Annotated in this window: 13 protein-coding genes and 1 CRISPR repeat array; of the genes, 4 read left to right on the forward strand and 9 right to left on the reverse strand. The window is 41.5% G+C overall.

What is annotated here, in order from left to right:
• Positions 1-5: 5 nt before the first annotated feature.
• Positions 6-887 carry a carbohydrate ABC transporter permease gene (locus ACM0OW_RS17495; protein WP_414551426.1) on the forward strand — a complete coding sequence of 294 codons (882 nt, stop codon included), beginning with the start codon at positions 6-8 and terminating at the stop codon, positions 885-887.
• Positions 888-990: 103 nt separating this feature from the next.
• Complete coding sequence (locus tag ACM0OW_RS17500; RefSeq protein WP_414551427.1) at positions 991-1449, forward strand: VOC family protein; 459 nt, start codon at positions 991-993, stop codon at positions 1447-1449.
• A 186-nt stretch (positions 1450-1635) separates the two neighbouring features.
• On the opposite strand, the gene ACM0OW_RS17505 is transcribed toward ACM0OW_RS17500, so the two are convergent.
• The 5 genes from ACM0OW_RS17505 to lgt all read right to left on the reverse strand — a co-directional run bounded on the left by ACM0OW_RS17505 (position 1636) and on the right by lgt (position 4922).
• A complete protein-coding gene (locus ACM0OW_RS17505; protein ID WP_414551428.1) occupies positions 1636-2046 on the reverse strand; it encodes a hypothetical protein in 411 nt (136 codons plus the stop codon).
• A gap of 79 nt (positions 2047-2125) precedes the next feature.
• Entirely contained in the window at positions 2126-2443 is a 318-nt protein-coding gene (locus ACM0OW_RS17510; protein ID WP_414551429.1) for a hypothetical protein, read from the reverse strand.
• A gap of 130 nt (positions 2444-2573) precedes the next feature.
• Positions 2574-2927 carry a phenylpyruvate tautomerase MIF-related protein gene (locus ACM0OW_RS17515; protein WP_414551430.1) on the reverse strand — a complete coding sequence of 118 codons (354 nt, stop codon included), beginning with the start codon at positions 2925-2927 and terminating at the stop codon, positions 2574-2576.
• Positions 2928-2988: 61 nt separating this feature from the next.
• Positions 2989-3774, reverse strand: coding sequence for a precorrin-4 C(11)-methyltransferase (gene cobM, locus ACM0OW_RS17520; RefSeq protein WP_414551431.1), 786 nt, complete (start codon positions 3772-3774; stop codon positions 2989-2991).
• Positions 3775-4046: 272 nt separating this feature from the next.
• Entirely contained in the window at positions 4047-4922 is an 876-nt protein-coding gene (lgt, locus tag ACM0OW_RS17525) for a prolipoprotein diacylglyceryl transferase (RefSeq protein WP_414551432.1), read from the reverse strand.
• A gap of 262 nt (positions 4923-5184) precedes the next feature.
• Here lgt and coaD point away from each other — a divergent pair, with 262 nt between their 5' ends.
• The gene (gene coaD, locus ACM0OW_RS17530; RefSeq protein ID WP_414551433.1) at positions 5185-5736 is read left to right on the forward strand and encodes a pantetheine-phosphate adenylyltransferase; all 552 of its coding nucleotides are present in this window, start codon (positions 5185-5187) and stop codon (positions 5734-5736) included.
• A complete protein-coding gene (locus ACM0OW_RS17535; protein WP_414551434.1) occupies positions 5646-6314 on the forward strand; it encodes a DivIVA domain-containing protein in 669 nt (222 codons plus the stop codon). Before coaD ends, ACM0OW_RS17535 begins: the two co-directional genes overlap by 91 nt.
• 300 nt (positions 6315-6614) lie before the next feature.
• Positions 6615-8186: direct repeats of the CRISPR family, unit length 37 nt; unit sequence GTTTCAATCCCTGATAGGGATTATAAGGTTTTTCAAC.
• Positions 8187-8449: 263 nt separating this feature from the next.
• Here the strand turns inward: ACM0OW_RS17535 and ACM0OW_RS17540 are convergent.
• The 4 genes from ACM0OW_RS17540 to ACM0OW_RS17555 all read right to left on the reverse strand — a co-directional run bounded on the left by ACM0OW_RS17540 (position 8450) and on the right by ACM0OW_RS17555 (position 14279).
• On the reverse strand, positions 8450-9796 hold the full coding sequence (locus ACM0OW_RS17540) for a TldD/PmbA family protein (RefSeq protein ID WP_414551435.1): 1347 nt from the start codon (positions 9794-9796) through the stop codon (positions 8450-8452).
• A gap of 30 nt (positions 9797-9826) precedes the next feature.
• Entirely contained in the window at positions 9827-11263 is a 1437-nt protein-coding gene (locus ACM0OW_RS17545) for a TldD/PmbA family protein (RefSeq protein WP_414551436.1), read from the reverse strand.
• A gap of 286 nt (positions 11264-11549) precedes the next feature.
• The gene (locus tag ACM0OW_RS17550) at positions 11550-13235 is read right to left on the reverse strand and encodes a SulP family inorganic anion transporter (RefSeq protein ID WP_414551437.1); all 1686 of its coding nucleotides are present in this window, start codon (positions 13233-13235) and stop codon (positions 11550-11552) included.
• A gap of 180 nt (positions 13236-13415) precedes the next feature.
• A complete protein-coding gene (locus tag ACM0OW_RS17555; protein ID WP_414551438.1) occupies positions 13416-14279 on the reverse strand; it encodes a universal stress protein in 864 nt (287 codons plus the stop codon).
• Positions 14280-14282 lie beyond the last annotated feature (3 nt).

Raw genomic sequence — 14282 nt, forward strand, 5'->3', positions numbered from 1 at the left:
GATAAATGCCAAAAACATATACTAAGTCCTGGTTAGATAATGATACATTTGCTGCTTGGACTTTTCTTTCCCCAGCACTAATTTTACTAAGTATCTTCATCATTTGGCCGATCGCCTATCTGTTCTACCTCAGTTTCACGGCTGGAAGTTTCACCTCAACAGGTACAACTTGGGTAGGTTTGAGAAATTATTGGCGATTGCTACAGACCCCAGATTTTTGGCAAGTCTTGGGTAACACAATTTATTTTACCGTCGCCACAGTCATTCCCAGCTTAATCATTCCCTTGGGGTTAGCAGTATTATTAGACAAATCTCTCGCCTTGCGGGGACTGCTGCGGAGTGCCTACTTTCTCCCGTCAATTATCTCCCTAGTAGCTGCTGGTTTAGGCTTTCGCTGGCTATTTCAAAGCGATGGACCCGCAAACGCATTTTTAGACTTTTTTGGCATTGCACCCATTCCTTGGCTAGGAAGTACAACCTGGGCAATGCCTGTACTAATTGTCTTGAGTATTTGGAAGCAATTAGGCTTTAATATGGTAGTCTTCTTAGCAGGATTGCAAGCAGTTCCGCCCAGTCGCTATGAAGCAGCCGAACTGGATGGGGCTAATGCTTGGCAGCAGTTTTGGCACGTTACTCTGCCCGGATTGCAACCGACAATGATATTTGCAACCGTCACCACAGCTATTTTTACATTACGCAGTTTTGAGCAGGTTTATGTAATTACAGGTGGTGGCCCCCTCAATTCTACTAACTTGCTGGTTTACTACATTTACCAAGAAGCATTCGCACAATTTGATTTTGGTTACGCTGCTGCTGCCGCCACAGTCCTGTTAGCCGTTACCCTAGTCTTTGTGTATTTGCAGTTAAAAACCTGGGGTGATGAATAAATTTGATGGCGTGGGTATGCTGATTATACCTATCTTTTATTTAATTGGCGACTGTGGCGACGAATATCGGCAATAACTAAAACTAACAGGAGCAGTTTCTAGTATGCAATCTAGCACTACCCCCCAAACCTCCCTTGTAGCCGGAAACCTGCGTTGTGTCCATCATATTGCGCTCAACGTCCAGGATATGCAAGCATCACGGTATTTTTACGGTACTGTTTTAGGTTTGCATGAACTTACAGGCGACGAAGTACCAGCCACTTTAATAGAACTTGTGGCTACAGGGAAAGTCGCCAATTTTGTCACTCCCGACGGCACAATTTTAGATTTATTTTGGGAACCGGAATTATCACCACCAGACCCCAATCCTGAAAAGACCTTTACCAGAGCATATCATCTGGCCTTTGATATCGATCCGCGATTATTTGAAACCGCAGTGAAGGTACTGCAAGAAAATCACATTGCGATCGCACACGGTCCAGTTACTCGTCCTACGGGTAGAGGTGTATACTTTTATGATCCCGACGGCTTTATGCTCGAAATTCGTTGCAATCCCCAATAACACCCAAATCTGCGTCCCCTCCTCCCTTGCGGATATATTTTCTGTAGAGACGGCGATTTATCGCGTCTCTCCAACCGTCATAATGTATTTAACTAAAAATCTAGTTCCCCTCCTCGGTTGCGGGGAGGGGCTAGGGGTGGGGTGTCATGACTGTACACGGTAGCCCAAATAGACGAACTGGGAAGGTTATCGGGAACGTCGTCGAGGAATACGTGGCTGTGAAGTAGTTGTTGGTGGAGAACTGAGATTCAAGAAAGTGAACAATTTCAGAGTCCGACGTTGAATTTTCCAACGCCCATTTACTAGCACAACTTCATCCTCATAAGTGCCATTAGCTACATCAATACTTGTTTCCGAACGTTTGTGAGTCGCATGCGCTTGTTGCACTCTGTCATGTAAAAATTTATAGCCTACCCGCGAACTATCAAAAGTTAAATTAATTGCTTCTGCTTGATTGAAAACTAAAGGAATCCGATAAGCCTCACTTAAAGGTAAAATTAATCCCGCTTGCAAAGCTGGGTACAAATCATTTGCAGTCAAAGAAGGCGATTTTTTATAAATAATTGCTAAAACATCTAAACTAAAACTGTCACCCACACAGGCTGCTAATTTTAAAACATCTTGGGTAACTTGTGGTAATTTCTCCAGCCGACTCGCAACCAGTTCAACTACATTTTTAATAGTTAACTAAACTTAGTGTCTCAATTTGGATGATTTGTGCCAAAGACTTGCCCCCAAAGTCTTCTAGCAACAAACCTACACGATTCTCAAATGTTTCTAGGCTGATAGCTTTAACTATATTGAGATGCTCTAAACCTTGCAGAATTTGATACTCATTTTTCAAGCGAGTAAAAGCTTCTAGGGTAGGATATTCATTTTTGAGAAGTTTGAGAATAATTGGCTGTTGTGTATTTGGTATTTGTGTTTGATAGATAATAGTTTGAATTCCTTCGTGGAGAGTGGCGTTAATTTGGTATCCAGTAAGGTTTGACATTTATCTTTAACTATGTTGTTTAACTATAAAGTTACAAAAACACCCCTACCGCAATGGAAGAGGGGTGATGGTTTAATTATTCCCAGTGGAAAGGGATTATTATCATTACTTGGCAGTCAATTCTGATTAATTAACCAAAGGTTGAGCCATTCCAACCCCACATAGCACTTTTAGCATCGGCAAATTCTATATAAATCCGATTTTTTGGTACGCCCAAACTTTGGTTAATCTGCTGGCAAAAGTCCTGACTCATGGCTGTGGTCTGGTCTGGTTTCATTGTGCCGATACTTTTAATCTCAATATAGCAAACGGGGTCTGTAGTGCCTGCAAAGGTCATAGGAGTACCCGCTTCAAAGGCTGTCATGACGTAAGATTCAGGTTTACCCAGATGTTTTGCTAATTTGCTGGATAAGTTCTTCAGCATCGCCTCAACATCGGCTTTTGAGGGAGCAGAGACAGAAGTTTGGACTTTAATTAAAGGCATAGTTTTGAATAAAAGTTTTCGTTTTTGTTTTATTCAGTTTATCGAACTTATGCCCCAGTCCCTAATGATGGGATGAGCGAAATATATGGCTATGTTCTGGATGATATAATCGCGATCGCCTTTGGCGGGGCGTAGCACATCGCCCTGTGATTGGTGAAAGTGCTGGACTAATTAGGTAAAGTGTGGTACGAGTTAAGTCTTCTTTATGGGTATAGTCTGCCATTTGGTTCAGAGGGACAACTATAATTTTTTCATCCGGCCAGCCGATGCGATAGCAAATTGCTATGGGGGTTTCGGCTGGATAATGTTCTAACAGTTTGGCTTGGGCGTTTTCAATATGACGCGCACTCAGATAAAGACAGAGACTAGCCTGATGTGCGGCGAGGGTGGCTAATTCTTCTCTGGCTGGAACTTGTGTTCGTCCACTGATACGGGTGAGAATAATTGTCTGAACTAAACCAGGGACAGTTAATTCTATTTTGAGTTTAGCGGCTGCGGCTTGAAAGGCGCTAATACCGGGGATGACTTCAAAGGGAATATTAGCCTCAGCTAAGAGTTGCATTTGCTCATGGACAGCGCTGTAAAGGCTGGGGTCCCCAGAATGAAGACGAACTACAGATTTGTGCGATCGCACCCGTTCCACCATCAGCGCTATAATTTCCTCTAAAGTCTTATTTGCCGTCCGAATAATTTCTGCATCTTCTCGGCATAAATGCAAAATCTCCTCTGGGATTAAGGAATCAGCAAATAAAATTACATCCGCAACAGCCAGCAGTTTTTGGGCTTTAACAGTTAATAAATCTGGATCTCCTGGGCCTGCTCCCACAATGTAAACTGCTGAACACATAATATTTATTTAAGTTCTTTTACAGACGAAATTTTTAATTTACATCAGTTTTGATGTATTTGAACCACATCTGTCGTCAGGGCGCAAGGCCTTGCGCCCCTACTACGTGGTCTATTTAACTGAAAATACCTGTATTGACAAGATATTTTTGGGGATTCTTTCCGTAACCGTCCGGATTAACCCTATATTTCTCGTAGAGATGAATGGTAGATGCACCCTGGTTAAGCCCTAGAGAATACTCTGGGGCATTTTTTATTTTGGGGCTATCCCCTTCATTCCCTCATCCCCTCATCCCCTCTCGGTAGGGAAACAACGTCAGGTAAAGTGCGTTTAAGTAAATAAAGCCAAGCTAACCCAGCTAATCCCACAAAAATACTTGTTAAACTTACCACTTGGGCAATGCGAAGTGGTCCGAGCATTAAACTATCAATGCGAAAACCTTCAATCCACAGGCGACCGCAGCTGTAAGCTATCAAATAAGTTAAAAATAGCGTACCTAGGCGGAAGGGACGTTTGCCAGATAAACTGCGAAAAAATAAAGTGATTAGTAAGGCGAATACAATTAGATTCCACAACGATTCGTAGAGGAATGTGGGATGAAAGTATTCAAAGTTAGCTAAGGCTGGAGGACGGTTTGCTGGTGGAATATATAGCTTCCAAGGTAAATCGGTGGGACGACCAAAAGCTTCGGAGTTAAAGAAATTTCCCCAACGTCCAATGGCTTGCCCTAAAATCACCGAAGGAGCCACTAAATCAGCCAGTTGCCAAAAAGATATCTGATTGACTTTGGCAAAGATTAGTGCTGCTAAAGTACCGCCAATAATCGCCCCATGAATGGCAATACCTCCTTGCCAAATAGCAATAATGCGTTCTGGGTGCTGGGAATATTCTGACCATTGAAAGAGAACATAATAAAGCCGGGCTGCGGGAATCGCCCCAATTACCAGCCAAATTGATAAATCACTGATCAATTCTGGGTTAACATTACGGCGCTTTGCTAGATATTGGGAAAGGCTAACACCGACTAACACGGCTATGGCGATTAACAAGCCATACCAACGGATACTTATTGGCCCTATATCTACGATTACCGGGCCAGGAGAAGTGAATTGAAACGCTAAAGGCAAAGTGAAAATATGCAATATCATCCAAAACTACCTATTTATCGCAAAGTGCTGAGTGCTGAGTCTAAATCCATTTGCTTAAAAGACCTTGAGTGTTCAGCATTGTAATAACCGATATGACTACTGCTATAGTTACATTTTTAGGCGTTAAAGCAATTAAAGCAAATTTAAGTGGGAAATTTCTCCTAATTATGTCTTTTGACTGGTAACTGGTAACTGGTAAATAATAAATTGGATACTTAATGGTTTATACTTGCTGAAGTAGCTTTGGTGCGTTTAAAATTTTGTGATTGCTATTTACCCTGGCAGCTTTGACCCTATTACTTTAGGTCATCTTGATATCATTCAGCGTGGTAGTCGGCTGTTTGACCAGGTGATTGTTGCTGTACTGCGAAATCCTCATAAAATACCTCTGTTTACGGTGCAGGAAAGATTAGATCAGATTCGCCGCACTACTAAACATCTTGATAATGTGGAAGTAGACGGTTTTGACGGTCTGACTGTGAACTATGCCCAGAAACGACAAGCACAGGTTTTATTGCGGGGTTTACGGGCAATTTCTGACTTTGAAGTAGAGCTGCAAATGGCTCATACTAATAACACTCTTTCAACTGAAATAGAAACAGTTTTTTTAGCCACATCAAATGAGTATAGTTTTTTAAGTAGTAGTGTGGTAAAAGAGATTGCAAGGTTTGGTGGATCTGTTGATCATCTCGTTCCCCAACAAATTGCCCTAGATATATACAAATGCTACAACCACACCTCTCCAATGGACAACCCAACGACAACGGCAGCTATCCCCCTAGTGAAGAGTATCCCAACGGAACGGGAAGCGTAGATATTCAACAGGAACTCAATCGTTTAGAGGATTTAATTCTCTATGGTTTACGTGTTCCTCTCGTTGGACGTACTTTAGTAGATGAAGATAAGCTGATCGAACAGATTGACTTTATTCGGATTTCGTTACCCACGACTTTTGAGGAAGCAGCTATTATCCTCCAACAAAAAAATGAGGTTTTGCTGGAGGCTGAAGAGTATGGACAGCAAATTATTGCGGCGGCTCAAGCTAAACGAGCGCAAATTCTCGCTGAAAGCGATATCATCAGACAGGTAGAACAGGAAGCTGAACATCTGCGGCGACAAGTTCAGCAGGAGTGTGAGGCGATGATGCAAGCTACTCTGGCGGAAATTGACCAAAAGCGGCGGATTTGTCAAGAAGAGTTGGAGGAATTACGACAAACTGCGATCGCACAGGCTCAAAATATTGAAAATGGCGCTGATGAATATGCTGATAGTGTCTTAGAAGGTATCGAGCAAGACTTGAAGGATATGTTACGTATTATTACAAATGGACGGCAACAGTTACAACATGATGTAGCGCCACAGCGTAATTCACATTTTCCTCACAAGAAATAGTTTTGAGAAGCGAAGAAATCAGTCATCAATTAGCCTAGCCATTTGTTCGTAGTGAGTGCTTTAGCGCTCAATTTCATCTTTTAAAAGGTAAGGAAACATTTTTTGTTTGTTTACTTCTATTTACTAATATTTAGACTAAACGGTTTAGTTCAGAAGGTTGATTACATCATTTTAAGTCTGGTTAATTTGTCGTGATTTTCACGGTCGTTGCACCCCTCCCCCAGCCCCTCCCCGCAAGCGAGGAGGGGAGTAAGACAGGGTTTTTTACCATTCGCATTATTTCTCAAACATTGACCTATCTTTTCAATCCCTGATAGGGATTATAAGGTTTTTCAACCAGAATTAATTTAGCAATTGAGGCTTCGAGCTTCTCTTCTGGTTTCAATCCCTGATAGGGATTATAAGGTTTTTCAACTCTATCGGCGGGATAGGAATATAAGCTTTTTCCCCGTTTCAATCCCTGATAGGGATTATAAGGTTTTTCAACGCGTAAGTATGCCAGTGCGGCATCCAAATTGTTAAGTTTCAATCCCTGATAGGGATTATAAGGTTTTTCAACTTCTATATTCAAGAGTCGAGATTTTATCTCATTTGTTTCAATCCCTGATAGGGATTATAAGGTTTTTCAACTTTGCGGGTACTAGCTCTAAAAGTAATCTCGCTCCTGGGGCGTTTCAATCCCTGATAGGGATTATAAGGTTTTTCAACATAACAATCTCCGTTAGAACAACAAAAAAGCACAGGTTTCAATCCCTGATAGGGATTATAAGGTTTTTCAACTTGGGTAAGTTTGAATCCGCACTTAGACAATTAGAAGTTTCAATCCCTGATAGGGATTATAAGGTTTTTCAACAAAATACCTGAAGAATTAGAATTTGATAGATATGGGTTTCAATCCCTGATAGGGATTATAAGGTTTTTCAACCAGACCCCAGAGGTGGCTACTGCTGATTACGTAGCAAATTTGTTTCAATCCCTGATAGGGATTATAAGGTTTTTCAACGTCCCGAACTATACTTGAAATACTGCCTGGGTAGTTTCAATCCCTGATAGGGATTATAAGGTTTTTCAACATCCCTGGTTCTCCCTACACCTGGGGAGATGCCACTAGAGTTTCAATCCCTGATAGGGATTATAAGGTTTTTCAACCAGCGTGGCTTTTAGCTGCGCTGCAAACTTTTCTCTGTTTCAATCCCTGATAGGGATTATAAGGTTTTTCAACTACAGCAATGGTTCTCACTTAATGCCAGATGCTATTGTTTCAATCCCTGATAGGGATTATAAGGTTTTTCAACCCTAAATGGAACAGAGTGTTGATGATTGCTGATTGGGTTTCAATCCCTGATAGGGATTATAAGGTTTTTCAACTTTTTCTTCTTTCTCTGTAGATGAGCTACATCCAGTTTCAATCCCTGATAGGGATTATAAGGTTTTTCAACCGTCCAAAAAGTTCAAGACGTAAATCCAGGGGATCTAGTTTCAATCCCTGATAGGGATTATAAGGTTTTTCAACGGTTTCTAGTTCTTATCCGAACACTCCCGTACTTGTTTCAATCCCTGATAGGGATTATAAGGTTTTTCAACTGAGTCTGGAGACGGCGGCAGGTTTAGTTGATAGCGTGTTTCAATCCCTGATAGGGATTATAAGGTTTTTCAACTGGGGCGGACACTCTAAGTGGTACTCATTGCCAGGTTTCAATCCCTGATAGGGATTATAAGGTTTTTCAACCATGAGCCTCCATCATTGCGTGGAACTAAACCCGTTTCAATCCCTGATAGGGATTATAAGGTTTTTCAACGCAAGTAAATCCGGTAAGAAGCAATACGACGGTAATGTTTCAATCCCTGATAGGGATTATAAGGTTTTTCAACCGCCCAGCCCTGAAAGCTTTGCTATATTTGGTTTTCAAGGTTCAATTCCGTCAACCTAAAACGATAATAGCATTCCAGCCACTGGAGTCGTCAAGAGGGGGAGTAAGATTTGGGCAAAAATTACCTGATAGCAAGGGTTACAGCGATCGCGTCAACCTCTTTCGGTCACATAACGCTCCAAACCTTTGTACAGCAAGCAATACAGCCGATATTTTACACACCCCTGATTTTACACCTACTGGTTGACGGAAAATAGAACCAGATTATAAGGTGTAGGTGAAATCATTTACCAACATTCCTGGAACCAAACTACCTCCAAGTTGGCGACTGTCATAGGTTCCGACTTCGGGGATAAATTCCTGAAAATTTGTGAATTCTAAGAGATTATCTCCCCAGAAGCGATAAAGGCTTTCATCGAAGCGTAAGTTTTCAATGGGGGCGACGATTTCACCATTTTCTACCCAAAAGCAAGCATAACGGGTCATACCTGTAATTCTACCAGTGGGGCGATCGCTCCAGTTCAAGTAATGCAAATTCGATACATATAGTCCTGTATCTAAACTCCCCATAATCTCGTCAACACCTAAATTTCCCGAAATAATCTCCGGCGCACGTAAAGTTTCGGAACTATTCGCACCGTTGGCAGTTTTGCCATATTCCTTCGCAGTGCGAGAATTAACCAGAGTATTAACTAAAATCCCCTTTTCAATTAAAGGTAATTCCGGGGCGACCATTTCCCCCAATTGGTTAAATCGTGGCACAAACCCCTGTTGAAAGTTTTCCTTTAAACTAAACTGGGGCGAAAGTTGTTTTTCTTGGCGCGATAGCATCGCCAAAGCACTGTTTCCTTGTTGTAAATCAGCTTCACTCACAGCAGACCAAGAAAGCATCCCTAATAAATCTGCCACAGCCGCCGGTGCAAAATAAGTTTTATACTGTCCCCTGGTTAATTGTTTAGCGGGACGGGAAAGTAATTCCAATTGGGTTTTAGCTTCATTAATCTTGGCGATGTAAGCGGTTTCATCCCAATTACTACCTGCAAAGATGCCTTTCACAGCTTGTCCACAGTTATCAAACAGAGAATAATCTAAGGTAAAAGTATCAGTGGCAAACCAGTGTTTTTGACCTTGAGAATCACCATAAGCTTTAATTACAACTCCACCCGCATACATCCCAGTAAAATCTAATTCAGCCACCAATTCTAATAAAGTTGGGACTACTGATTCTGGTGCTAATAATTGCCCAGAATTTACTTCTCGACTGGTATTATTTCCTGATGGTAAAACTAAATAGGGGTCAACTGGTAATAATTTAATTTCTTCCCGAAGTTCCTGTAAAGCCGTGGATGCAGTTTGCCAATCTAGATAGCAATTACCAGTGAAGGAAAAGGAGCGAAAACTGCTGCGCTGGTCTTCCATTAAAGTCAGTTCTATGGAAGCATCAGCAACTAAACCTGTTTGTCGCACTTTCGCATGATTAAAACGGGTAAATTGGCTTTGTTCGCTGATAAGTCTAACAGTGAATTCTTCTGTCTCTGTTTTTTTTACAAGTAGTGTTTCTATCAGTTGATTAAAGCTAATTTCTAAGGTAGATAATTCGGCAAGTTTCATAATAGGGATTGGGGATAAATAATTATATCTCTACAAGCCGCCAAAGACTTCGACGTTAGCAAATACACACACTGGTGAACCATGTCCAACCCAAATAGCTTGATTGGGTTCGCCTTTGCCACACATCGCTGTACCATACATTTGCCAGTTATCTGTATTTCCTACTTGGGTGAGGCTATGCCAAAATTCTGGGGTTGTGGCGCGATAGTTGGGATTTTTCAGGGTTTTGGTGAGTTTCCCATTTTCAATTAACTTGGCGTATTCACAACCAAACTGAAATTTATAACGACGGTCATCTATTGACCAAGACCGATTCGATTCCATGTAAACGCCGTGTTCGATTCCGCCAATCATTTCTTCTAAGGTGGCGTTTCCTGGTTCTAAATTTAAATTCGCCATCCGGTCAATGGGGGGACGATTCCAGGAGGATGCACGGGCGCAAGCCACACCGGAAATCCCGGCTCTGGTTTGGCTTTCTAGACTACCTAAACCTCTTTGTAAGACTCCTCCTTTAATTACATACTCTCGTGTCGCCACTGCCCCTGTATCATCAAATCCGTAGCTGGCAAATTGACCTGCTACTGTGGGGTCAAAGGTGATATTCATTAGGGGGGAACCATAAGCTAGGTTGCCAAAGTCACTTTTCTTCACAAAGCTGCCACCGGCGTAGTTGCGCTCATCTCCTAAAATTCGGTCAATTTCTAGAGGATGTCCGACACTTTCGTGAATTTGCAACATCATTTGGTCTGGTGCTAAGACTAAATTTGTGCGGGTGTTGGGACATTCATCGGCTGTTAAAAGTTCTATGGCTTGTTCTCCAACTTCCTGGACTCGTGGCCATAATTCATCTTGTTTTAATAGTTCCCATCCGCCTTGATAGCAGTGTGCTTGCCAACCATTATTACTGCGTTGTTGGACTATTGCACCATCTTGGGCGATCGCACCATAATGTGTTCCTAAAGATACAATCTTTTGATATACTTCTGAGCCGTTGCTGCTAACAAACCAAGTTTCTCGTTCCGTGGTGTTGGCGCTGGCTGAGGTTTGCACTATTTTGTCATCAACTTTTAGGGTTTGACAAACACGCACTAATAAATAGTTAATTTCTCCAGGACTGAGAGCATCGAATGGTTCTAAATACGGAGAGTGATATTCACCTACGACTTTGGGACGTTGACTTTCTTGAAAGGGATATATCCACCATTTGCTTGCGGCTAGGGCTTGTTGATAAGCTGTTTGGGCTGCTGCTTGTAATGATGACAATTCTAGGGAGTTTGTGGCTGCATAACCAAGACAGCCATTGACTAAGACTTCCAGCATCGCCCCGATAGTGGAGGATTTACCGTTGATTTGGGGTAAACCATCCCGAACATGACGAGTAGAGGAATTTTTCTTGACGGCTCTAATGCCAATCCAATCAGCCGGAATATCGAGATTAGCGATCGCTTGTGTGAGTTCAGACCACATATTTACAGTGAAATTATTATCTATAGTACAAAAATACATATTTATGCAAGTGATTGCATCAACTTTCTCAAAACACTGAGACTTTCCTGTAGTTGAGAAAGCAACAAAAAACCACGCGGAAAAGCGTGGAATTTAATAATGCTAGGGTTTGAAAAATATGCAATTTTGATGATATGTTTGTAATTTTCAGCACTCTTAACTCCTGTAGGGGCGGGTTTACTAAGGATTTTGACGAACCACAGACTGATTGCTTAAACCCGCCCCTACCCACTCCTGTACTCAGCACTCAGCACTCAGAAAAGCTAGACCCTGCTTTTGACTGCACCAAATCTAATCCTTCTTTGAGTGCATTCAAGCGCTCTTCCATCCAGTAGTGTCCCGGAATTAAACCAGCAATATCCAACTTTTCTAAGCGATTTCTGACCTTTCCGGTTGCACCGACAATGATCACGTCCCGTCCGGCATCAATAACCTCTTGAATAGCACTTTCAATCGCCAAAGAAGAAGTAACACCCAGTACAGGGACTTCAGATAAATCGACTATCAAAACATCGTAGTTAGCGATCGCCCGATGTTCTCTCTCAATAGCTTTAGCAACACCGAAAATCATCGGTCCACTGAGATGAAACAGTAAAACTCGCCCATTCGCTGCATCTAAAAGTTCTTTTTCTTCATCAGTGAGGACAATTTGATCATCAGCGTCAGTAATCGCTTTTACAGAATTAGATTGCAGTTGGTCTAGGCGCTCAATTGTCAATATATTAGCAATAAATACCCCGACAGCTACGGCGATCATCAAATCGACAAATACCGTTAACAGTACCACACTATAAACAATTCCGGCTGCCTTCCAAGAAATTTTATGCACCCGTTTGAGAAAACCCCAATCAATAATATTAATGCCTACGTTTAAGACAATCCCAGCTAATACAGCCAGAGGAATGCCAGAAGTTAAAGGAGCCGCCCACAAAACCACAATTAACAGAAATAAAGCCCGACTGATACCAGATAACGCCGTGCGTCCACCAGCTTGGATATTAACCACAGTCGCCGTTGTCGCTCCTGAACCAGCAATCCCCCCACATAAACCGGTAATCACATTAGCAATACCTTGAGCGATTAATTCTTTGTTAGATTTGTGTTCAGTACGGGTGAGACTGTCAGATACGACACAAGTTAACAAACAATCAATAGAACCTACCACTCCCAATACCACGGAGTTAACAAACATTAACTGCAAATTTTGCGGGGTAAAAGTGGGCATCTGGAAGCTAGGCAAACCAGGAGTAATTTCGCCGATAGTGGCAATAGTCCGAATTTCAACACTACGAAAGAAAATTAGAGAAATTACCGTCCCAATAACTAAAGCTACCAATTGGGGGGGAATAACTTTTTTGAATCGAGCCGGGTAAAAGAACAGAATTACTAAAGTTATTACCCCTAAAATAGTTTCCGTAGGACTGATATTAGCAATTAGAGTCGGGAGATTCCGAATTACCCCCAGAACACCACCTTTAGGCGTTTCTTGCCCCAAGAAGGGTGCGATTTGCAAAAAAATCAGAATTACGCCAATTCCGGTCATAAATCCAGAAATGACGTTGTAGGGCAGCATGGTAATATACCGCCCCAAGCGCAATACTCCAAACAAAATTTGAACTACTCCTGCCATCATCACGACAGTAAAAGCCATTGCCAGACCGACTTCTGGTGGGTTATTAGCTGTGAGTCCGGCAATGACTGCGGTGACAAGCACTGTCATGGGGCCTGTGGGTTCAGAAATCAGGCTGGGTGTACCACCAAACAAAGCGGCAAAAAATCCGACTAATATTGCCCCCCATAACCCAGCCGCAGCACCCACCCCAGAAGCAATACCAAAAGCTAATGCCATCGGTAATGCAACTACCGCCGCCGTTAAACCGCCAAGAATATCTCCTTGGACGTTACGAAAATGGATTTCATTGATTATTTGCATAAAAGGTTTTCCTCTGTTAACAATTGCAATTAATTCATCTCAACTGACTCAGAATCTATTTCTAAAACTACAGATACCCCTAAAAACAAGAAATTTATGTCTAAATCGTACATTTAAGGGGTAATCAAGGGAATTAATGGAAACCTAAAATCATGAAAAATCACTTTGATTAACAACCTTTTAACAGAACAGCAAGACAGGAATATTACTACTTCTGAGGAGTTGAACTGTCGTACTACCAATTACTAAATCACGGATGCGGCTATGTCCATGCGCTCCCATCAGTAAAAGGCTGATATTTTGCTCACTAATATATTGATTAATAACCTCTTCTGCTTCACCTTTTCTAATCGTAGAAATAATATTTAAGCCTGCTGGTTCTAAAATATGTTTAGCCTCATTGATTCTATTCTCAGCCCTGGAATATGTTTCATTTTTAGTTACTTTTAACAGATGTATTTCTAATTTTTGGAACCAAGAATAATTTACTAAAAATTTTAGTGTTTTCTTTCCTGTTAAACTGCCATCATAAGCAACTAAAACTTTCTCAACTGGTTTATATTCAATCGGGGTAACTAAACAAGGTTTTCTGGTAATACGAAGAATTCGCTCTAAATTTGCTCCTAAATGAGCAGATGCAAAATCTGCCGCTTCTCCCCGTTTACCTAAAACAATCAAATCAGCATCATTTTCAAATTCATGAAAACAATCTACCAGAAATCCAGTTTTATTAGTTAACTTAAAATCTGTGATCTCTTCAGCTTTGAGAATTTCGGAGGCATTTTGCAAAATCAAGCGAGCGCGTTGATTGTTCAGCTTGGCTTTTTTATGTTCTAAATCAACCAATTCATGCAGCAATTTTTCCGAAGCATTCAGCCCGATGCTACCGCTTAAGTTACCGATAGAAGCTACTTGTTGACTGCGAATATCCGTAACGAACAAAACATTGATATGGGCATGAAGTTGACGAGCAAACCAAGCGCCATATTTATAAACATTTTCTGCAAATGCAGAACCATCGGTACAAAGTAAAATATTTTTCATTAT

Origin of the sequence: Anabaena sp. CCY 0017 (genome assembly GCF_963920885.1) — a bacterium.
Classification (GTDB): Bacteria; Cyanobacteriota; Cyanobacteriia; order Cyanobacteriales; family Nostocaceae; genus Nodularia.